Source organism: Streptococcus sp. V940, from assembly GCF_054353495.1.
In genome coordinates, this window is sequence record NZ_JBTHHZ010000001.1 from 791,783 (window position 1) to 813,270 (window position 21,488).

18 protein-coding genes and 1 riboswitch are annotated in these 21,488 nt (G+C 39.2%); all 18 genes read right to left on the reverse strand.

Translation table 11 applies throughout. The features are described from left to right. Nucleotides 1–37 precede the first annotated feature (37 nt). A riboswitch (purine riboswitch) is annotated at nucleotides 38–134 on the reverse strand. Then, nucleotides 127–1,110, reverse strand: a complete 984-nt coding sequence (gene guaC, locus ACXYSM_RS03990) for a GMP reductase (RefSeq protein WP_006148610.1) — start codon at nucleotides 1,108–1,110, stop codon at nucleotides 127–129. Its footprint overlaps the riboswitch before it by 8 nt. 171 nt (nucleotides 1,111–1,281) lie before the next feature. Continuing rightward, on the reverse strand, nucleotides 1,282–2,589 hold the full coding sequence (locus tag ACXYSM_RS03995; protein WP_458634442.1) for an McrC family protein: 1,308 nt from the start codon (nucleotides 2,587–2,589) through the stop codon (nucleotides 1,282–1,284). Further along, a complete protein-coding gene (locus tag ACXYSM_RS04000) occupies nucleotides 2,576–4,483 on the reverse strand; it encodes an McrB family protein (RefSeq protein WP_458634701.1) in 1,908 nt (635 codons plus the stop codon). Before ACXYSM_RS04000 ends, ACXYSM_RS03995 begins: the two co-directional genes overlap by 14 nt. 152 nt (nucleotides 4,484–4,635) lie before the next feature. Further along, complete coding sequence (locus tag ACXYSM_RS04005) at nucleotides 4,636–5,415, reverse strand: L-threonylcarbamoyladenylate synthase (RefSeq protein ID WP_458634443.1); 780 nt, start codon at nucleotides 5,413–5,415, stop codon at nucleotides 4,636–4,638. 27 nt (nucleotides 5,416–5,442) lie between these two features. After that, nucleotides 5,443–6,036: a 3-isopropylmalate dehydratase small subunit gene (gene leuD / locus ACXYSM_RS04010; protein ID WP_458634444.1), complete on the reverse strand. Its 594-nt coding sequence runs from the start codon at nucleotides 6,034–6,036 to the stop codon at nucleotides 5,443–5,445. 9 nt (nucleotides 6,037–6,045) lie between these two features. Next, complete coding sequence (leuC, locus tag ACXYSM_RS04015; protein ID WP_458634445.1) at nucleotides 6,046–7,428, reverse strand: 3-isopropylmalate dehydratase large subunit; 1,383 nt, start codon at nucleotides 7,426–7,428, stop codon at nucleotides 6,046–6,048. 3 nt (nucleotides 7,429–7,431) lie between these two features. After that, on the reverse strand, nucleotides 7,432–7,701 hold the full coding sequence (locus ACXYSM_RS04020) for a DUF1294 domain-containing protein (RefSeq protein WP_458634446.1): 270 nt from the start codon (nucleotides 7,699–7,701) through the stop codon (nucleotides 7,432–7,434). Further along, a complete protein-coding gene (gene leuB / locus ACXYSM_RS04025) occupies nucleotides 7,698–8,735 on the reverse strand; it encodes a 3-isopropylmalate dehydrogenase (protein WP_458634447.1) in 1,038 nt (345 codons plus the stop codon). Before leuB ends, ACXYSM_RS04020 begins: the two co-directional genes overlap by 4 nt. A gap of 11 nt (nucleotides 8,736–8,746) precedes the next feature. After that, complete coding sequence (locus ACXYSM_RS04030) at nucleotides 8,747–10,309, reverse strand: 2-isopropylmalate synthase (RefSeq protein ID WP_458634448.1); 1,563 nt, start codon at nucleotides 10,307–10,309, stop codon at nucleotides 8,747–8,749. Nucleotides 10,310–10,623: 314 nt separating this feature from the next. Continuing rightward, a complete protein-coding gene (locus tag ACXYSM_RS04035; protein WP_458634449.1) occupies nucleotides 10,624–11,280 on the reverse strand; it encodes an MmcQ/YjbR family DNA-binding protein in 657 nt (218 codons plus the stop codon). A gap of 43 nt (nucleotides 11,281–11,323) precedes the next feature. Next, complete coding sequence (locus ACXYSM_RS04040; RefSeq protein WP_458634450.1) at nucleotides 11,324–11,956, reverse strand: copper homeostasis protein CutC; 633 nt, start codon at nucleotides 11,954–11,956, stop codon at nucleotides 11,324–11,326. A gap of 92 nt (nucleotides 11,957–12,048) precedes the next feature. Next, the gene (locus ACXYSM_RS04045; protein ID WP_225750258.1) at nucleotides 12,049–12,408 is read right to left on the reverse strand and encodes a YbaN family protein; all 360 of its coding nucleotides are present in this window, start codon (nucleotides 12,406–12,408) and stop codon (nucleotides 12,049–12,051) included. Between the two features lie 108 nt (nucleotides 12,409–12,516). Further along, nucleotides 12,517–14,604 (reverse strand): type I DNA topoisomerase, encoded by a 2,088-nt coding sequence (gene topA / locus ACXYSM_RS04050; protein WP_458634451.1) that lies wholly within the window; start codon nucleotides 14,602–14,604, stop codon nucleotides 12,517–12,519. A gap of 120 nt (nucleotides 14,605–14,724) precedes the next feature. Continuing rightward, nucleotides 14,725–15,582, reverse strand: a complete 858-nt coding sequence (gene dprA, locus ACXYSM_RS04055; RefSeq protein ID WP_458634702.1) for a DNA-processing protein DprA — start codon at nucleotides 15,580–15,582, stop codon at nucleotides 14,725–14,727. A gap of 107 nt (nucleotides 15,583–15,689) precedes the next feature. Then, a complete protein-coding gene (gene dapA, locus ACXYSM_RS04060; protein WP_458634452.1) occupies nucleotides 15,690–16,625 on the reverse strand; it encodes a 4-hydroxy-tetrahydrodipicolinate synthase in 936 nt (311 codons plus the stop codon). A gap of 301 nt (nucleotides 16,626–16,926) precedes the next feature. Further along, entirely contained in the window at nucleotides 16,927–18,003 is a 1,077-nt protein-coding gene (locus ACXYSM_RS04065) for an aspartate-semialdehyde dehydrogenase (RefSeq protein WP_223332945.1), read from the reverse strand. A gap of 155 nt (nucleotides 18,004–18,158) precedes the next feature. Further along, nucleotides 18,159–18,905, reverse strand: a complete 747-nt coding sequence (locus tag ACXYSM_RS04070; protein ID WP_458634453.1) for a class A sortase — start codon at nucleotides 18,903–18,905, stop codon at nucleotides 18,159–18,161. Next, a complete protein-coding gene (gene gyrA, locus ACXYSM_RS04075) occupies nucleotides 18,905–21,373 on the reverse strand; it encodes a DNA gyrase subunit A (protein ID WP_458634454.1) in 2,469 nt (822 codons plus the stop codon). The genes ACXYSM_RS04070 and gyrA overlap by 1 nt, the downstream gene beginning before the upstream one ends. Nucleotides 21,374–21,488: the final 115 nt, after the last annotated feature.

The following is a 21,488-nucleotide window of genomic DNA, read 5'->3' on the forward strand; positions in this document are numbered from 1 at the left end:
CCTCGGAAACATAGAAACATATAGTACTGCTTCTTTTATCTCTCTTAGACTTACTCATTGTTAGGTATTTACGGTACCTTGTAGAAACGCCACGCCAATTCGCGACATAAATAAGTAATCATATTTTTAGTGAGCATCTCCATTCCAGATAGAGTTCTTCACAATCACATAATCTACATGTCTAAGATCAGCTACCTTTCGACCTCCAGCGTAAGAAATCGAACTTTGCAAATCTTGTTCCATTTCAGTTAGGGTATCTTGTAAATGTCCTTTGGCAGGAAGAAGAATTTTCTTACCTTCGACATTCTTATAGGCACCTTTTTGGTATTCTGAAGCAGAACCATAGTATTCTTTAAATTGTTTACCATCGACTTCGACAGTTTTACCAGGGCTTTCGATATGGCCTGCAAAAAGTGAACCAATCATAACCATACTTGCACCGAAGCGGATAGACTTAGCGATATCTCCGTGTGTACGGATACCACCATCGGCAATAATCGGTTTACGCGCAGCTTTAGCACACCAGCGAAGAGCTGCTAACTGCCAACCACCAGTACCAAAACCAGTCTTGACCTTAGTGATACAAACCTTCCCTGGACCGATTCCAACCTTAGTAGCGTCTGCTCCAGCATTTTCAAGTTCACGCACAGCTTCTGGAGTTCCAACGTTACCAGCGATGACAAAGGTATCTGGCAATTCTTTCTTAATGTGCTGAATCATTGAAATGACACTGTCGGCATGTCCATGAGCGATATCAATAGTGATATACTCTGGAGCATCTTCCTTTAATTGACTAACAAAATCATATTCGTAATCTTTAACACCAACAGAGATAGAAGCAATCAACCCTTTTTCATGCATGCGTTTCACAAAAGGAATGCGCCCAGCTTCATCGAAGCGATGCATGATATAGAAATAACCACCTTTTGCAAGTTGTTCTGCAACATCTTCATCCAAGATAGTTTGCATATTAGAAGGAACAACTGGTAATTTAAAGGTGTACTTCCCTAGTGTCACTTGTGTGTCAGCCTCTGCTCGACTTTGAAGAACACACTTATTAGGAATTAGCTGAATATCTTCATAGTCAAAAATCGGAAATTCGTTTAACATTTCGATGTCTCGTTTCTTTTATAATGACCTACCTATGCTTGCGCATCACTACGCCTTTTCCGACGTTTCCTCTAACGATTATAAACTAAGGTAAAGTTTTTGTCAATTATTTTGAAACCTAAAATTTATAACGTTCGGATTTTACTCGTTATTTCACAAAAAATAGAGAGTTTATAGGCTCTCTATTTTATGTTTTATATTATTTTGAAAAATTTTTTCTGACATCCCTAGCATTTCATAGAATTCGCTGTAGGATGACGTCTTTTGAGGAATTTGGATAGACCACTTTTTAAGCAAGACCCCATAACCTTCAACTTTTCCTATTTCACTACTTACTGTCTGATCTATGCTAGGGAAAATCAAGCCAGCTTTCTCTGCTTGTAAGATATACGCATAAGAAATCAATTGAAATAGATCATCACGATTGATTCCCTTTTCAGTCAATTCCAATTTTTTATATTTAGCATCTAGTACAATCTTTCGTTCTCTATCATAAAAATCTGGATATACTTTTCTTTCACGATTAGAAAATACTGAAATACCGTCCGTCTTATCCTTATTTCTAGGATGTATGAAATCTTTTGGCAACAAGGTATGAACATATTCTTCCCAAAGCCAAGCAACATCAAAGAGAATGCCATGAATTTTTTGCTCCTGATATTCAAAACCGTGCTTTTCTCTATTTAATATCATCAGACACAGCTCTTGCAATTTTCTGTACTCGCGAAAGTAGGCATGACGAAGGGGTTTATCTTGATTTCGTCGAATAACCTTAGCACGATCAGCTTGTTCATACGAAGGTGTTACACGAATTATTTCTGTAATATTTTCACGATTAGTATAAATGATGCCTCTTCCTTGAGATTTTTGATTTTTAATGTACTCGATAGTATGACGAATCAGCTGCATCATCGGATTGTCATAAGTAAATTCTCTTGTAGTATAAGCAATATTACCTGTGAAAGGAAGATTTTTCTTGAGATGATTTACTACATCAATCACTCCCTTGATATGACTATCATTATGGGAAAACCTCTGGTATTCCTTATAAAGTCCCTTTCGCATAGCAGCTTCCAAATACTTTGGAAAGAGGTAGATTAAAAGCTGATAGAGTCTTTCCTCGCGCGATAAACCAACATCCAAACTAGTGAGATTGATATTTAGAACTTTCTGCAATAGATAATGCAAAAAATAGTCATCACTTTTACTCGAAAAGCGAGAAGAAATGGTTAATCTCTCCTGACCACACCCCAGAAATCCAATCACATTCCCTGTTTTAATTTTCTGATTGACTGTTTCCAAAATCTTTTGGTCCTTATCCAAATCAGGAGAATTTTTCAAGTCGTTTGGAAATATAAAGATACTATCTTCTTGAGAAAGATTATCTAGAGTTCTATCTAAAAGAACTTGACTAATTTTAGGATATTCTGTGATAAACTCTTCTTTGTTTAAGGCCTGTTGATTGTCAGTTAACTGCATCGTCATCACCAATATCTTGCTGATTTGTCAGATCATATGCTTTTTTCAAAGTATTCAGTATTTCATCTTCTTCATAAGAACCACGCAAGTAATCTTCCAAAAGTGGTTTGAGATAATCAGACCAGAGTAATTCATAATCATAATCCAATTCTTTTAAATTACGGAAATAACTTGGTCCGATATGATAATGACTGTTTAATTCCTGAACTTTTTCAATTTTAGCATTCAAGTTTCTTAGACGCGCTTTAGCTTCTTCAGCCTTATCACCAAGAGCATCATCTAGCATGCCTAGTTGGCTTTCAGCAGTAACTTCAACAAAACGGAAACGACGGCGCATTGCAAAATCAAAGGTGTCCACCGAACGGTCAATATCATTCATAGTTCCAATGATGTAAACATTTTCTGGGATATAAAACTTTTCATCAGTTTCGTGTAGATTGGCATATTGAGTAGATACACTTCCCTTTTCACCACGATAGCCAGGATCAACAGAGAAAAATAGTTCCCCAAAAATCTTAGAAATCTCACCACGATTGATCTCATCGATGATAAAGACGAATTTCTTATCGGTATCAATTTCTGTTGGGGAAAGGTAGTCTTTCAGACCAAATCTCTTTCTCAATGTTTCTAGGACAGTTCTTCCACCACTTTTGTAGTATTCTTGCTTATTATAATTTTTATCTTTATACAACTCGTAAACATATTTGCGAGGTAGTGACCATCCTGGAACACCACTATCATAATTTACTGACAAATTTTGTCTACTATTAACAGATAAGTAAGATGTTTTTGTTATATATTCTTTTTCTTCAGTAACATTTATATATTCTAAGTAAGAGTCCCAAGCCTCATCAAAATTATCTTGTCCTCCAATCAATTGGGCTTCTTTTGCTTTCTGACAGAAATCTTTAAAAATACCATCCTGTAGCCTAAACTCAATAGCTCCATCCCCATTTGATACTGGTCTTAACCCCTCCACAAAATCTGTATAGTCATAGGATGGATGAAACTGAACAAAGCCGATTTGGTCTTCGTTGCCATCCGTTAATTCTTTGGCAATTTCTTTAGCAAGATAAGTTTTTCCTGTACCAGGTGCACCACGAAGGATGAGGTTTTTGGATTGTAGTAGAGTTTGACTCAATGGATAATAAACCTTATATTCTAGAGACATTTTTTCTTCTTTCTTTTCTTTTTCGTCTAAAAATTGTGTTGAATATTCAAATAAGATACTTCCCAACAATGATGGTTCCAGCTCAGGATACTTTTGCAATACAAGTTGACAAATCTCATGATTCTGAAGATAAGGCCCCCCTTGATTTTTTTGAGGAAGTAGCTTGTTCCAGAATCTCTTTTGACTATTCATATTTACCCCTAAAAAAGAATGATTCTCAGAATAAATACAAAGTAATTTTGTCACCACCGCAGAACGACCAATAAATTCATTCTTTGAATTTTTCATGTCAAAGATAGGATTATTGAAATCTAATTTTCTACCTGCTTGAATGATCTCATACAAATCAGTTTTTAATTTGTTAAAACGGTCTTCTAGTTCTGATTCTGGAATGACTTTATTAGCTTGATTCTTATAGCTTTTAGTATCCTCATTCCAATAAATACCAAATTTTGAAGAACCTCCGCCTCCAATTCCCATAAATAAAGATTTGTATTTTCCCCTCTCAAGACCGTAGCAAAAAGAATTACTTTGAGCTCCTTTCCCAATGACGTATTCATCGATAGATAGTGTTAAAATTCTATCAAGTGGCCACTCTTTAAGAAATTCTTCACGTAATTGTTCATTGTAAATACTATATTTAGATGCATCTTCTCTTAATCTTATTTTATTTTCTTGGTACCAAGCATAAAAATTTTCCAAACTGACTTTTCTTTTCAGCATCAATCTTACTCCTTTTATAATAATGCTCGAATAAAAAACTATATATTTCATATATAGAATATCATATCCTATAAAAAATGAAAAGAATTTCTAAAGAAAAAGCCCAGCGTTAGGAGCTTCAATATCTCTTAACACTAGACTTCTTTTTAATATTAATAATACTCCCCTTGACGGTAGTCCCATGAGTTAAAGGTGTCTGACAGGTGCATCATGATTTTATCAATGTCAAGTCCTTTACGGATCACAACTGGTGCTGGTGAGATTGAGCGTGCTCCACCTTGTTCTGGAATGAGCTTGCCGTCTTTATCGACCATAGAGACCATCACACCTTGCTCGTAGCGAGTTTCAACTGTTTTGTCTGGCTGGATTGAAGCAACATAGTCGTCTGCTTCGATGACAAGATCCACTGCTCCTTCGATACGTTGACCGATACCTTCAACCTTACCACGATTTCCTTTTCCAGAAGGGTTTGCAGATGAAGCGTAGACCATCTTGCCTTCTTCCCAAAGTTTAGCAGCCAACTGTTCACCAGCTTTACCAAACTTGATGACAAAACAGCTAGTACCACGAACGTCTGTCATGAGTTCTTCACGGCCATCACCGTATGCTTTCAATTTCTCAAAGGCTTCTGGTTTCCACGGAAGAATACAACCAAGTAGAATATCTTCGTCCCAATGTTTTTGATAGAAGGCTTCGATTTCAGGATTTAGCTGTGCTAAAGCGTGTAGCTCGTCCATGCTACCACAAAGTACAACACCTGGTTTGTTACGGTTACGCTCTTTAGCTTCAAACTTACGCTCAAGTCCAGCTTTGTCACTAGTCATGATAATGTAACCGACTTTAGTAGGACAAACGATACATCCGCCCTCACCTTTTAAAATGTCGTAACCTTCTTGTGAAAGTGTTCCGTCCCATTGAATGTGTTTTGTCATAGTTCTATTTCCTTTTCTATATTTATTCTAATCCTGCCAGTAGGCTGGACGTTGTTTTTCATAAGCAGCAATCAAGTCTTCATACTGCAAAGTAATACCGATATCATCCAAACCATTTAAGAGCTTGTGTTTCCATTCGCTATCGATTTCGAAAGTGAATTCTCCGACTGGTGAGATGATTTTCTGTTGTTCCAAGTCGACCGTCACTTGGTCAGTTGGTTGGAGCTGGGCGAGTTTTTCTCTAACTTCCCTTGGTTGAACAATTGGCAACATGCCATTATTGAGCTCATTATTGTAATGAATATCTCCAAAAGGTCCTGCAATTACGACCTTAAAACCATAGTCTGCTAGCGCCCAAGCTGCGTGCTCCCTCGAAGAACCAGCTCCAAAGTTATCTCCTGTGATGAGAATACTAGCCTTACGGTACTCTGGCCGATTAAAGACAAAATCTGGATCCTCAGTGTACTTATCATCCAGATAACGCCAAGCATACATGAGGTATTTGCCAAAACCTTTCTTGTCAATCAACTTCAGAAACTGCTTGGGAAGGATTTGGTCGGTGTCGATGTTGTCATTCATCAGAGGAACCGTAGTTCCTGTATAAACAGTAAATTTTTCCATATCCTCTCCTTACTGAGCTTCAGGCATTTTCCGTACATCTACGAAACGTCCTGCGATTGCTGCCGCAGCTGCCATGGCTGGACTACAGAGATGAGTCTTAGCACCAAAGCCCTGACGATCTTCAAAGTTACGATTGCTGGTCGAGGCACAGTGAACACCATCTGGTACCTTGTCAGGATTCATCCCTAGGCACATGGAGCATCCAGGGTCTCTCCACTCGAAGCCGGCATCTAGAAATACCTTGTCCAAACCTAACTTCTCAGCAGCTCGCTTGACTGGTCGAGAACCGGGTACCACGATAGCCGTTAGATTTGGAGCGATTTTCTTCCCTTCTACAAACCGAGCTGCTAGTTGTAAATCACTAAGTCTAGCGTTGGTACAAGAACCAATAAAGACATAGCCTAGTTGGATATCTGCTGGTTTTTGACTTGGTTGCAAATCCATGTAATGATAGGCTCGTTCATCATTCATATCCATAATTTCTGGGAAGCTAGAATCAAAGTCAACACCCATAGCAGGATTGGTTCCCCAAGTCACCATAGGAGCCAATTCAGAGACATCCATTCGGATAACCTTGTCATAAACGGCATCGTCGTCGCTAACTAGCCTTTTCCAATCAGCTACTGCTGCATCAAAATCCTTGGGAACACACTCTCGACCCTTCAAATAATCATAAGTCCTCTGATCTGGATTCATAATTCCCATTTTGGAACCAAATTCGATGGACATATTGCAGATAGTCATACGCTCTTCCATGCTAAGTGCATCAATGGCCTGACCTCGATACTCCACCACGTAGCCAACACCACAAGCAACACCGTATTTGGCAATCAAGGCCAGAATGAAATCTTTGGCATAAACCCCTTTTTGAGGAACTCCTGTGAATTCCACCAACATTTTCTTGGGTTTAACTTGCCAAATGGTTTGGGTTGCAAAGACATGTTCAACCTCACTGGTTCCAATACCGAAAGCGATCGCTCCAAAAGCTCCGTGGGTAGCTGTATGGCTATCTCCACAGACAATAAACTTCCCTGGTTGTGTTCTTCCTGTTTCTGGACCAACCATATGAACGATACCTTGTTTTTCTGAACCGTGGGCGGCATGTTCGATTCCAAACTCTTCAACATTTTCAGCTAACTTATCAATCTGTGCTTTGGAGATTACATCTCGAATATCATATATATTGACCGTCGGGACATTGTGGTCAAAGGTACCAAATGTTAAATCTGGTCGTCTCAATCTACGTCCTGCATCTCGCAATCCTTGAAAAGCTTGAGGACTGGTCACCTCGTGAATATAGTGTTGATCTACATACATGAGTTGAGGCTGTCCTTCTTCTCCTGTAATCACATGGAGGTCCCATAATTTATCAAAAATCGATTTTCCTGCCATTCATTACCTCCATATCAAATACAAAGTTACTAGTGTAGTCACTATTCCTAGGAACCAAACCGTTTTAAAATACCATTTTCTAGTCTTGTGATGAAAGGTAACACCTGCCAACCAAGCACCAAATCCACCAAGAAAGAATGCAAATGATAATAAATATTTTTCCGGGATGCGCCAAGCACCTTTTCTTGCTTTGGATTTGTCAATACCATAAATCATAAATACCAATAGATTCCAAATCAAAATAGCAAAAGTAATTCCTTGATTTATCTTCATAATCTTTCAATGATGGCTTCTGTCATTTCATTGGTAGAAGCTTCTCCTCCTATATCTCTCGTTAAAATTCCTGCAGCTAATGTTGCTTCAACTGCATCTTCGATACGCTTAGCATCCTCATATCGCCCAAAACTATCTCGCAACATCATAGCAACTGATAAAATCATAGAAATAGGGTTGGCGATTCCTAGGCCTGCTATATCAGGCGCTGAACCATGAATGGGTTCATAGAGGCTTGGCCCATTATCGGAGTGACTGGCTGATGGCATAACTCCAAGTGTACCAGATAGAACGCTTGACTCATCAGACAAGATATCTCCAAAAAGATTTTCTGTTACGATAACATCGAACTTGGCTGGATTAGTAATCATGAGCATAGCAGCTGAGTCGACTAGCTGGTGCTCCAAGGTTACGTCGGGATAATCCTTTGCGACTTCCTCAGCCACTCTTCGCCAAAGTTTTGAGGTTGCCAAAACATTTTGCTTATCAATACTGGTAAGGATTTTTCTCCGACTTCTTGCGATTTCAAAACCCTTACGAATAATCCGCTCTACTTCCTCATAGCTATAGTCATTGATATCACGTGCTTTTCGGTCTTCAAGGATATGATCACCAAAGTAAATCCCACCTGTCAACTCACGCACTACCACAAAGTCAACACCAGCAATTCGTTCAGGTTTGAGAGGCGATAAGTGCTTAAGACTATCAAAAATTTTAACTGGACGAATATTGGCATAAAGATTAAGTTCCTTGCGGAGTGCCAAAAGCCCTTGTTCGGGTCGAACTGTAGCATTATCATACTGAGGACTACCGATTGCAGCAAGGAGGATAGCGTCCGCTTCCCTAGCAGCCTTGAGTGTTGCTTCTGGCAAAGGATGTCCTGTGGCATCAATTCCTGCACCGCCGAAAGGTTGTCTGACTATCTCAAAGTCAAAGTCTGTTTTTTGGGCTATAGATGCTAGAACTTTTAAACCAGCTTCCATGATTTCTGGTCCAATCCCATCACCTGCTAGGGCAACTATTTTTCTTGTCATGGTACTCTCCTTTAAAGACTAGGCATGTCACGATAGGAAACATTTGGACCTATCTCTCCGATATTCTCTTTTTGAACAAAAGTATTAGCATTGATGTAGGCAATAGCTGAAGCCTTCAACACATCGAAATCAATTCCGGCTGCGTTAAAGATGGTTTCTGTATCTTTGTTTTCAACAGTAACTAAGACTCTAGCCTGAGCATCGATTCCATCCGTCACAGCGTCAATAGTGTAGGACACCAGGCGAACAGATTGGTTGAAGAACTTATCAACAGAGTTAAAGATCGCTTCAACAGATCCTTGTCCAGTCGCATTAAAGTCGACTTTCTCACCATCCAAATTAGCCAATCTGACAGTCGCTTCAATTTCATTTTCCGCATGAGTTTGAAGTTGTAAATCATCAAAGTGAAAGCCTTCTGGGTTTTCAACCATGGTTCCAGCTACTAGAGCACGAATATCCGCGTCTGTGACTTCTTGTTTCTTATCTGCAAGTGATTTGAATTTGTCAAAGAGTGACTTGATATCCTCTTCTGTGAAGTCTAAGGCCAGTTCTCTCAGTTTTTCTACAAAGGCATGGCGACCAGATAATTTTCCAAGCGGAAGACTATTACTTTTAACACCCACCAACTCTGGGGTGATGATTTCATAGGTAAGTGGGTTTTTAAGGACTCCGTCTTGGTGAATACCTGATTCATGAGAGAAGGCATTTCCACCGACAACTGCCTTATTTTTGGGAACTGGAATTCCTGAGAAGCGAGAGACCATTTCGGACGTATTAATCGTTTCGTTTAGGACGATACTTGTCTCTGCTTGGTAATATTCTTGGCGAATATTGAGGGCCACTGCTATTTCTTCTAAAGCAGCATTTCCAGCTCGTTCGCCGATCCCGTTAATGGTTCCCTCGACACGTCCTGCACCATTCTTAACAGCAGCGAGGCTATTTGCTACTGCCATTCCAAGGTCATCATGGCAGTGAGGTGAATAGACAATCTGACGGTCTGTTTGGACATTGTCAATCAGATATTTAAAGATACTTCCGTATTCCTCTGGAGTTGTAAAACCTACTGTATCAGGAATATTGATATAAGTCGCACCCGCATCAACCGCAGTTTGAACGACTTGTAGAAGAAAGTCCAGCTCAGTTCTAGTCGCATCTTCTGGAGAGAATTCTACTACTTCAAACTTACTCCGTGCATAGGAAACATGTTCACTGATCGCTTCCAAAATCTCTTTCTTACTCTTATTGAGCTTATACTTACGATGAATAGGACTTGTTGCTATAAAGACATGTATTTGTGGATACTTAGCATCCTTGAGTGCTTCATAACAAGCGTCAATGTCTGATTTAACAGAACGAGCTAAGCCTGTTACGGCTGTTTTTTTCATAGCCTTAGCAATTTCTTGTACAGCTGTAAATGAATCTGGACTAGCAGCTGGAAAACCAGCTTCGATTGCTGAAATTCCCCATTTTTCTAGCTGTTTTGCTATAGCAACCTTTTCCTTTATTGAAAAATTGATACCTGGTGTCTGCTCACCATCTCGGAGACTGGTATCTAAAAACTCAACTACACGCATGAGAATTCTCCCTTCACATTTTCGATATAGAAAAAACATCTCGCTCGGAGTTCCAAGCGAGATGTTGATTTACTCCCGCTTGGTAAGCCAAACAGGACTAATGCTTTTGCACTAGTCCGAGTACCTCAACAACAAAGCAAATTGATTAAACTTAGCTGTTTTCATGTTTGGCTTTCTCCTTTGTTTGATGTCTTGTTTAGTATTCTAGCATAGGAAAAATCACTTGTCAAGAAAAAATCCAATATTTTCTGAAAATTTCTTCAATAAAGAATATTTTGCGAATTGAAAGTGTTTGAAAACTCAAATATGTTTATTTATTTCTTAGAAGTCAAAAACCAACTTCTATCAAATAATTCAAGGACCTTTTCGTCAGTTAGAGTGTCATCGAGTGGAAGACTAATCCAATAGCGTTTATTCATATGAAAGGCTGGATAAATCCCGTTTTGTGAAAGTAAGTCAGCTACTTGGTCATGTTTGAGGTTGACTGCTTCCACTAGCCCTTCTCTCCCCTTATCTAGCCTATTCCAAGGAATTCTCATTAAAATAGCATACCACTTCTGATTGTCATCATGACGTAAAACTGCCGTATCAGGCGATTTCTCCCATAAGTATTCTAATTGATTTTCATACTTTGCTTGGACTAGAGTCATAATTCTCTTTGTCTGTGGGCAGAGAAATTCCTGCACCTCAAAACAGGCCTTTCGAATGTCATAAAGAACTTCTAAACAAGCCTCTCGAACACTTCCGACAAAATTACCTTTCATACTTTCCATGTGAACTTGAGGATATAGATCACCAGTTTCTTGGTCATAAACTTGAAGAGCTAAGACTCCGTCCACAACTATAACTCTCATGAGAAAGTCTCCGTGTAAAATGGTCGAGCTAAAGGTCCATACACCTTGATTTTCTACAAATCCATACTCTTTGGCCTTTTTACTATTAAACTGATAGGCTTTAAAAATTTCAAACATAAGTGAAAACTGCTACCAAAAGCTAGCAGTTCCTTTCTATTTTTTAAAAGACAACCTTTGTTCCATGTAATTGTGTCACGCCCAGTTGGTCAATAAAGTTTTGACGGTTGTCCATGTCAATCCCCCCACCAGGTAAAATTTCAATTTTTCCTGCAGCGCGTTCTAAAATTCTGTGGTAGTGAGCAAAGCGTTTCTCTAAAGAGTCGCCAGATACACCAGCTCGAGTGAGGATACGTGTTACACCAGCCTGGTTGAGCCAATCAATGGCTTCCAACTGATCTTCATCGCTCAAATCATCGAAAGCCATATGGAAGACAATCTCCATACCTTTAGATGCAGCAATCAACTTTTCAATGTTAGCCTTATCCAATTTCTTATCTGCTGTTAAGGCACCAAAGACAACCCCTTGGCTACCTGCTTGAGCAGTTAGACGAATATCCTCGAGCATAATAGAAATCTCGAGGTCATTATAAACAAAGTCACCACCACGTGGACGAATCATAGTCATGATAGTCGTATCGTAGTCGGCCGCCAGTTCCACAGCTGCCTTTGTCACTCCGTAGCTTGGAGTTGTTCCACCAACTGCTAAATTATCACAGAGCTCAATACGGCGAGCTCCAGCTTGCATAGCCTTTTCAAGCAAGGTTACATTTTCAGCACAAAATTCGTAAATCATTTGATACTCCTTGAAGGTTTCTTTAATATTATTATATCATATTGTTTTAAGTAACCCCTACTTTTTATCAAGGAAAACCATTACTTTTTTAGCTATTCTTTATCTGGTATTACCTTAAAGAGATAATAGGTTATAAATACTGTTAAACATCCCAAAGCAATTTTTACAGGTAAGAGCGGAGCAAAATAAATGGAGATTCCCATCAAAATATAAATCGATACGATAATCTTCTTCTTTCGTTCACGCGCAATAGACTTAGTTTCTCTAAAGTCCGCAACATAAGTTTGGTAGAGCTTGGTATGATAGAGCCAATCTTCAAAACGTTTAGAAGATTTTGAAAAACAAGCTATTGACAACAAGAGAAAGGGTGTTGTCGGTAATAGTGGCAAGACAACTCCAACGATTGCTAAAGCTAGTGAAATAAATCCAATGCTAAGATAAATAATACGCATATCTACTCCTAAGTAAGAATAATCTTCTTCTAGTTTCCCATAAAATGATGAGTTCTGTCAAGTTTAAATTAAAAAGAGCTGAAATTATCATTTCAGCCCTAATTATTTTTATTTAATCTTTTCTTCTTCGTAGTCACCATTGCTACATACGATCTGTTTCCCGCCACCACGGATTTTTTTCTCCATGAGGAAGTGACCACATTTAGGACAATCACGTCCAACAGGTTTATCCCAAGAGGTAAACTCACATTCTGGATAACGATTGCATCCATAGAAAATACGATTACGTTTGGTTTTGCGTTCGATGATTTGCCCTTGATGACAATTTGGACATGTAACACCGACTTCTTTAACAATGGCTTGCGTATGTCGACAATCCGGGAAATTGCTACATGCGTAAAACTTACCGAAGCGTCCAATCTTAATCACCATAGGACTGCCACAAACTTCACAGTCAAATCCAGCTGGTTCATCCTTGATTTGAATTTTTTCCATCTCTGCTTCAGCTTTTTCGACCTCTTTAGAGAATGGTTTGTAAAATTCATCAATAACCCGTTGCCACTCTTCTTTTCCGACCTCGACATCATCCAGTTTACCTTCCATTTCAGCGGTAAACTTCACGTTAACAATATCTGGGAAGTATTCAACAATCAGCTTGTTAACGACTTGTCCTAGATCAGTTGGTTCAAAGCGTTTAGATGCTAGTCTTACATAGTAACGTTTTTGGATTGTTTCAATGGTTGGAGCATAGGTAGATGGACGTCCAACTCCGTTTTCTTCCAAGGTTTTAATCAGTGTTGCTTCTGAATATCGTGCAGGTGGTTGTGTGAAATGTTGTTCAGGTTTGTTATTAACCTGTTTGACCACATCTCCTACTTCCATATCAGGCAGCATCTTATTTTTATCAGAATCGTTGTAAATGGCTAAATAACCATCAAACTTAACCTGACTACCATTCGCCGCGAATTGAACACCATTTTGCGAAAGTTTAACAGCCATGGTATCGAAAATCGCACCAGTCATTTGACTCGCTACAAAGCGGTTCCAGATAAGAGTATAAAGTTTTAGCTGGTCTTTATCCAAATACTTAGCAATTTTCTCAGGTGTATTAAAGACACTTGAAGGACGAATAGCTTCGTGGGCGTCTTGAGCGCCAGAGGCATTTTTCACCTTACTACCATGTTTAGAATACTTACTACCAAAACGTTCATTGATGTAGCTAGCAGCTTCATTCTGAGCAACTGGACTGATACGAGTAGAATCCGTACGCATATAGGTGATCAAACCTTGGACACCTGTACCAATATTGATTCCTTCATAAAGTTGCTGAGCAACCATCATAGTCTTTCGAGTACGGAAGTTAATCTTGTTAGCAGCATCCATCTGCATAGAAGACGTTGTATATGGAAGAGGAGCATTGCGCTTTCTTTCCTTTTTATCTACTTGATCAACTGTAAAATCCTTGCTGTTCAAATGAGATAAAACTTTTTTGACTTCATCATTGGTAGTCAACTTCATCTTCTTGCCATTCATTCCATAAAAAGAAGCTTGGAATTGCTTGGTACCTTTTTTAAAGACACCATCAATCGTCCAATATTCTTCTGGTTGGAAGGCATTGATTTCATTTTCACGATCAATGATTAGCTTAAGAGCAACAGACTGAACACGACCTGCTGATAAGCCTTTTTTAACCTTTTTCCAAAGAATTGGTGAAATTGAATACCCCACTAAACGGTCCAAAACACGACGGGCTTGTTGGGCATCGACCAAATCCATATTGATTTTACGAGGTTCTTTAAAGGCATTTTTAACCGCATCCTTGGTAATCTCGTTGAAAACAACACGGTTGGTATCATTCTCGTCTAGATCTAAAATATGCGCTAAGTGCCATGAAATAGCCTCCCCTTCCCGGTCCGGGTCACTTGCAAGAAAGACTTTATCGGCTTTCTTAGCTTCTTTTTTTAAATCATTGATGAGAGGACCTTTCCCACGAATATTGATATATTGCGGTTCGTAATTATTTTCCACGTCAACTGACATACTTGATTTTTTCAAATCACGAATATGTCCTACGCTGGCTAAAACCTTATAATTACGTCCTAGATATTTTTCAATCGTTTTCGCCTTAGCTGGCGACTCTACGATTACAAGATTTTTTTTACTTGTTGTCTTTTTCTTTTTGGTTGCCGTTACCACAGTATCACACCTTCTCAAAGTAATTAAACTTTATAAAGTGTAAACCATTTTTAAAAACCTGTCAAGACATAACACCCATATAATAGAAGAAAAGTTTGCTAAATGAAATCATTTCATTCATTAAAATTCAAATTCTGCTAGTATATCCTGCCCACATGTTGCTAGTTTTGCTCCTTCTTGGATCAAATGATGACAGCCGTCTGAGCGTCCATCTAAAATGGAACCTGGAATCGCAAAGACATCTCTACCTTCCTCCATCGCACGCTCACAAGTGATTAAGCTACCAGATCTCATTTTAGCTTCTGCAACGATAACTCCTCGACACAATCCTGCAATAATGCGATTTCTGGCTGGAAAGTGAAATTTCAAGGGTTCTTCCCCTGGACCGTACTCACTTAGGAGCAAATGATGTTCTCCAATGTATTCTTGAAGGCGTTTATTGGAGCGTGGATAATAGACATCTAAACCAGTCCCAATCACTGCAATCGTTTTGCCCCCAGTTTGTAGAACAGACATATGGGCTGCTGTATCAATTCCTCTAGCAAGCCCGCTCACTACAACTAATTCATTTTCCAATTCTTCAATGATTTTACGGACTGATTTGGTTCCTATTTGACTACAAGAGCGACTACCAACAACAGCAACTTTGGGTAATTTTAAGAGATTTAAATCTCCTTTATAAAAAAGCAATACAGGTGCGTCATAAATCTCACTGAGTGAAATGGGATAAACATCATCCAAAATTGAAAATGATGGAAACTTTTCAAAATCCTTCTTCAGGCGTTCCATGCTTTCAAAAGTCAGTTTATGATACCGCTCCATAAAAACGACTGGATTCCGACACTCCGAAGCTTCAGCTATTGTCTCTAATCTCAATTCCTGATCATAAATTTCTCCGTATTGAAGTACTTTCAAAACCTGCTGATTACTTAAACCTGCTTGCTTTAACTTATAAATCTCAAAATTATCAATCTTAATTTTCATGATCGACTCCTTTTTTCTCTCTCTATTTATATATTCGTAGAAAAAGAAAAAAACTCCCAACAATTTTACTTGTTAGGAAGTTTCTTTTTATATTTGTTATCTTAGTAATCAGGTCGAAGGACTCCAGTGACAGTCGCCTTGGTTGCTTCATAGTCTCCGTCAATAACAACCTTGATAATGCGCTTAGCATCCACTTCAGGCGCAGGAACCAATGGGAGGCGAGTTGGACCAGCTTCAAATCCCATATAGTTGAGGACAGCCTTAACAGGTGCAGGACTTGGGTATGAGAAGAGAGCATTAACCTTGGGAATAAACTTACGTTGAATAGCTGCCGCTTTCTTCATATCACTCTCTTCAATCGCAGTGAACATTTCATACATTTCATCACCATTGGTATGAGAGGCAACAGATATAACTCCGTCTGCACCAAGGTTCATAGCATGGAAAGCATCTCCATCTTCACCAGTGTAGATCAGGAATTCTTCTGGTTTGTGCTCAATCAAATAAGCCATATTTGCAAGGCTGGTACATTCCTTGACACCAATAATATTTGGATGTTCCGCTAAGCGAAGCATAGTTTCTGGAGTCAATTCTACTACTACACGACCTGGAATGTTATAGATAATGATGGGTAAATCAGAGGCGTCTGCAATAGCTTTAAAGTGCTGGTACATACCTTCTTGAGATGGTTTATTGTAGTAAGGAACAATTGCGAGACCAGCCGCAAAGCCTCCAAATTCTGCTACTTCTTTGACGAACTCAATAGAGTCGCGTGTATCATTAGTACCAACACCAGCAATTAAAGGAACACGTCCATTAACAACCTTCTGAACTGCTGCAAACAACTGCAGCTCCTCATCGTGAGTAAGAGTCGGACTCTCAGCAGTCGTCCCCGCCAAGAGAATTCCGTCTGTATGATGTGCCAACAAATGCTCAATCAAGGCTGGAATAGCATCAAAGTTGATGGATCCATCTTCATGAAAAGGGGTAATAAAAGCAGTGATAATTTTACAATCTTTTAAATCTTGATAAGACATAGAAAAAACCTTTCTCTATATAAGAAAGAGGCTGGGGCATACTTGCCTTTGCCTCCTGTTCTGTTCGTAAAATAAGTAGATTCGCTTTCTAGCGAAGGAGAAATCAAACTCTTCGAGTTACTGATTTCTGTTTCATAACGCAGTGGTTGATTGGAACTACTCATGTTTGCAACATTCGTACTTACTAATCAACTGTGCGGGGGGAGTATAAAAGTCCGGTGGACTTTTATAGCCTGAGCCTTAAATTATAAAAGCGAAGAAGAAATCAAACTCTTCGAGTTACTGATTTCTGTTTTGCTCCCTATTTCAATTCAAATTTTAATTCTGTAGTTGGACGAACCAAACCACGTTCATGTAAAGTCTCTGCAATTTGCACTGAGTTCCAAGCGGCTCCTTTAAGAAGGTTATCAGACACCACCCACATGTGGATCCCTTTTTCAGCATCCAAGTCTTTACGGATACGTCCGACAAAGGTATCGCGAGAACCAACCGCATTGATAGCTTGAGGATAGATTTGATGAGCCACATCGTCTTCAAGAACTGCACCTGGAAAGGCAGCAATCGCAGCTTTGACTTCATCGATTGGAGCCACTTCTTTTGTTTCAATGTAAACAGACTCAGAGTGAGCTGACAAGACAGGAATACGCACGCAAGTTGCTGAAACGGCAATGCTATCATCTTCCATGATCTTCTTAGTTTCGTTTGTCATCTTCATTTCTTCGTATGTGTAGTCATTATCTGTGAAGACGTCGATTTGAGGAAGGGCATTAAAAGCAATTGGATAGTGTTTCTTATCGCCACCTGATGGCAAGATTTCCGCATGCAAATCACGTGGATTTACACCATCATTCAATACTTCACGCAATTCACGTTGTGTCTCAAGAATAGCTCCCATACCAGCACCTGAAACAGCTTGATAAGTTGAAACAATGATACGATCTAAACCCCATTTTTGACGAACTGGTTCAAGAGCTACCATCATTTGAATAGTTGAACAGTTAGGACATGCGATAATCCCGTTATGAGCATCAAGAGCATGGGCGTTTACTTCAGGAACAACCAATGGCACATCTGGATTTTGACGGAAATAAGAAGTGTTATCTACTACTACTGCCCCTGCTTTAACAGCATAAGGTGCGTATTTTGCAGAAGTTGAACCACCAGCTGAGAAGAGAGCAATATCAACTCCTTCAAAAGCTTCTTCGGTTGTTTCTTCAATAGTCACATCTTGGCCCTTGAATTGCAAGACCTTTCCTGCAGAACGTGCAGACGCAAGGTAGCGAATCTTATCGATTGGAAGAGTTGATTCTTCCAACATTTTGATCATTTGAGCACCAACGGCACCTGTAGCACCGACAACAGCAACTGTATATCCCATAACAAACCTCTTTTGGAATTTTCTAAAAATTTCTATAATAGAAACATTATACTACTTTTTAGAAAAATTGAAAAGTCTTTACCTTATCTATTTTCTGAAATTAACAAGAAAAAAGGTCGCCATCATTAGCGAACCTTTTTCTAAAAATTTACAAATTAATATCTTTGTTTATACGGTTTATTAAATGCTGCCAAGACATCTGACGGAGTGTCTGAATAAGATTTGATTTCTTTTAAATCTCCCTTTACGATAATCCGTTCGGTTGCATCATAGTCTACACAAGTGACCAAGGTAATTTCATTGATACCTTCACGATCATCAATTTCATCAACTCGATCTGGGGTTACGTGTTTCACTTCCCGAATATCGTAGGTATAAACTTTATCCTTATCAGTCAGATAAATCTTCATACCTTCTTTGGCATTAACCAAAGGAGAAAATAGCATTTGGCTAGCATTCTCAGCTGTAAAAATATGGTGACTAGCTAGAGAATAATTTCCTTCACCCATTTTTTGATTTGGTTTCATGGTTCCTGCTCCGTAGAACAAGTTTACATTGTCCAAACCTTTAAAGATTGGCAAGTTGATTTCTACTTCAGGAACTGCAATTCCACCTATAACAGGTAACTGTTGTGCATCCCATTGGGATGATAAAACAGCCTCCGAAGAAATAGCCTTCACGGAATTAAAATCAAAATTTCCTTCTGCATCATTGTTCTCTTCAAGCTTCTCTTTTGAGACTTGACTAACTTGATATTTGTTAGTATTCCAAACCATAAAGATATTACGAATCTTTGAGTTAAAAATCAAGGCTAGAGACAAAAGGATTAGAAAGCCAGCTAAAATATTAATCAGCAGATTCTTACGTTTATTTTTTTTACTCTTAGTTCTTTTTTGAGACATTATTCTTCACTTTCTGTTTCGTTGTCTGCCCCAACTTCTTCTTTCTCAGCTGCCTCAACTGTTGTAAAGGTTACAATCTTGGCGTTCTCATCTAAACGCATAACTTTTACTCCCATAGTTGAACGTCCAGTTTGTGAAATATTGGCAACATTTGTTCGAATCATGACACCGGTATCTGTGATAACCATCAAGTCTTCATCACCTTTTACTGTTAGAAGGCCTGCGAGTTGACCGTTTTTATCGGTAATATTAGCGGTTTTCATACCTTTACCAGCACGACCTTTAGTTGGATATTCAGTGGCAACTGTACGCTTACCGTATCCTTTTTCGGTGATAATGAGGACCTCATCTTGGTCAGTGATTACTCTAGCTCCAACTACAGAATCGCCTTCACGAAGATTTACTCCTTTAACACCAGTTGCACTACGACTCATGCTACGAACGGATGACTGGTTGAAACGAACTGCATAGCCTAACTTAGTACCGATAATGATATCAGTATCTTCTTGAGTAAGAAGAACATTAATCAATTCGTCCTCATCTTTCAAATTCAAGGCTTTTAGACCATTTTGACGAATGTTGGCAAATTCTTTAACGCTAGTTCTCTTAACAATACCTGCTCGAGTCGTAAAGAAGATGTATGCATCATCACTACGTTCTGATTCGACATTAATGATAGTTTGGATGCTTTCTCCCTCATCCAGTTTCAAGAGGTTAACTACAGGCAATCCCTTGGCTGTACGACCATATTCTGGGATTTCATAACCTTTCAAACGATAGACACGACCTTTGTTGGTAAAGAAGAGCAAGTGATCATGGGTGCTGGTAGAAACCAAGTCACGGACAAAGTCATCATCCTTGACTCCTGTACCCTGTACGCCACGTCCACCACGTTTTTGGGCAGTAAACTCGTCTTGGTCCAAACGTTTAATATAACCTTTATTTGATAGAGTGATAAGAACATCAGTCTCTTCAATCAAGTCTTCATCTTCAAGCGTCAAGACTTCGCCGACCATCAACTCAGTACGCCGTTTATCTTCATACTTGCGTTTGACTTCATCCAATTCTTCCTTGATGATTTGAGCCACACGTTCTGGTTTTGCAAGAATATCTGCTAAGTCGGCAATCAAGGCAATGAGGTCATCATATTCAGATTGAATCTTATCACGCTCCAAACCAGTCAAACGACGGAGACGCATGTCTAGGATTGCTTGGCTTTGACGTTCAGATAGCTTGAATTTGCTCATCAATTCCGCTTGAGCTTCTTGGTCAGTTTCGCTGGCACGGATGATACGAATGACTTCATCAATATGATCCAGAGCAATCAACAAACCTTCCAAGATATGCGCGCGTGCCTCAGCTTTTTCTTTATCAAATTGAGTGCGACGAGTCACAACTTCTTTTTGGTGCTCAATGTATGCATCTAAGATTTGACGAAGCGATAAAATCTTTGGAACACCATTTTGGATAGCAAGCATGTTAAAACCAAAGCTAGTCTGCATCTGAGTCATCTTGAATAAGTTGTTCAAAATAACATTAGCTGATGCGTCGCGTCTAACTTCAATAACAAAGCGAACACCTTCACGGTTAGATTCATCACGAACAGCTGTAATTCCATCGATACGTTTTTCCTGAACTAAGCGTACAATATGTTCATGTACTTTGGTTTTGTTGACCATATATGGGAATTCAGTAACAACGATACGTTCGCGACCTGTTTTAGTTTCTTCAATTTCCGTACGAGAACGAAGAACAATAGATCCCTTACCAGTCTCATACGCCTTATGAATACCTGATTTACCCATAACTAGGGCACCAGTTGGGAAGTCTGGACCAGGCAAAACTTCCATCAAATCTTTGGTTGAAACTTCAGGATTATCCATGACGAGTTTAACAGCATCAATGGTTTCACCCAAATTATGAGGTGGAATATTGGTCGCCATACCAACGGCAATACCTGTGGCACCATTGACCAAAAGATTTGGGAAACGAGCTGGTAAAACAACAGGTTCTCGTTCATTGGCATCATAGTTATCAACAAAATCAACGGTATTTTTATTGATATCGCGAAGCATTTCAAGAGCAATCTTGCTCATACGTGCTTCGGTATAACGTTGCGCGGCAGCACCATCACCGTCCATAGAACCAAAGTTACCGTGCCCATCTACAAGCATGTAGCGGTAGCTCCACCATTGAGCCATACGAACCATAGCTTCATAGATAGATAAATCCCCGTGTGGGTGGTATTTACCCATTACGTCCCCTGTAATACGGGCAGATTTCTTATGAGGTTTATCAGGCGTAACTCCTAATTCGTTCATTCCGTACAAAATACGACGATGAACAGGTTTCAACCCATCACGAACATCAGGAAGAGCACGCGATACGATTACACTCATGGCGTAGTCGATAAAGCTAGTCTTCATCTCCTTGGTCAGATTGACATTCACTAAATTTTTATCTTGCATTAACAAATGCCTCATTTCACTATTAGTAACTAGATATATTATACCATAGTTTAGACTATTTTACAGTCTAACAACACGTGTAAAACGTTTACATATTTATCCCGAAGGTATATCC

What these genes read in the sequence shown, in the direction of transcription:
- guaC (WP_006148610.1), bottom strand. Translation starts at nt 1,110, where the DNA reads ATGTTAAACGAATTTCCGATTTTTGACTATGAAGATATTCAGCTAATT.
- ACXYSM_RS03995 (WP_458634442.1), bottom strand. Translation starts at nt 2,589, where the DNA reads ATGCAGTTAACTGACAATCAACAGGCCTTAAACAAAGAAGAGTTTATC.
- ACXYSM_RS04000 (WP_458634701.1), bottom strand. Translation starts at nt 4,483, where the DNA reads ATGCTGAAAAGAAAAGTCAGTTTGGAAAATTTTTATGCTTGGTACCAA.
- ACXYSM_RS04005 (WP_458634443.1), bottom strand. Translation starts at nt 5,415, where the DNA reads ATGACAAAACACATTCAATGGGACGGAACACTTTCACAAGAAGGTTAC.
- leuD (WP_458634444.1), bottom strand. Translation starts at nt 6,036, where the DNA reads ATGGAAAAATTTACTGTTTATACAGGAACTACGGTTCCTCTGATGAAT.
- leuC (WP_458634445.1), bottom strand. Translation starts at nt 7,428, where the DNA reads ATGGCAGGAAAATCGATTTTTGATAAATTATGGGACCTCCATGTGATT.
- ACXYSM_RS04020 (WP_458634446.1), bottom strand. Translation starts at nt 7,701, where the DNA reads ATGAAGATAAATCAAGGAATTACTTTTGCTATTTTGATTTGGAATCTA.
- leuB (WP_458634447.1), bottom strand. Translation starts at nt 8,735, where the DNA reads ATGACAAGAAAAATAGTTGCCCTAGCAGGTGATGGGATTGGACCAGAA.
- ACXYSM_RS04030 (WP_458634448.1), bottom strand. Translation starts at nt 10,309, where the DNA reads ATGCGTGTAGTTGAGTTTTTAGATACCAGTCTCCGAGATGGTGAGCAG.
- ACXYSM_RS04035 (WP_458634449.1), bottom strand. Translation starts at nt 11,280, where the DNA reads ATGTTTGAAATTTTTAAAGCCTATCAGTTTAATAGTAAAAAGGCCAAA.
- ACXYSM_RS04040 (WP_458634450.1), bottom strand. Translation starts at nt 11,956, where the DNA reads ATGATTTACGAATTTTGTGCTGAAAATGTAACCTTGCTTGAAAAGGCT.
- ACXYSM_RS04045 (WP_225750258.1), bottom strand. Translation starts at nt 12,408, where the DNA reads ATGCGTATTATTTATCTTAGCATTGGATTTATTTCACTAGCTTTAGCA.
- dapA (WP_458634452.1), bottom strand. Translation starts at nt 16,625, where the DNA reads ATGTCTTATCAAGATTTAAAAGATTGTAAAATTATCACTGCTTTTATT.
- ACXYSM_RS04065 (WP_223332945.1), bottom strand. Translation starts at nt 18,003, where the DNA reads ATGGGATATACAGTTGCTGTTGTCGGTGCTACAGGTGCCGTTGGTGCT.
- ACXYSM_RS04070 (WP_458634453.1), bottom strand. Translation starts at nt 18,905, where the DNA reads ATGTCTCAAAAAAGAACTAAGAGTAAAAAAAATAAACGTAAGAATCTG.
- gyrA (WP_458634454.1), bottom strand. Translation starts at nt 21,373, where the DNA reads ATGCAAGATAAAAATTTAGTGAATGTCAATCTGACCAAGGAGATGAAG.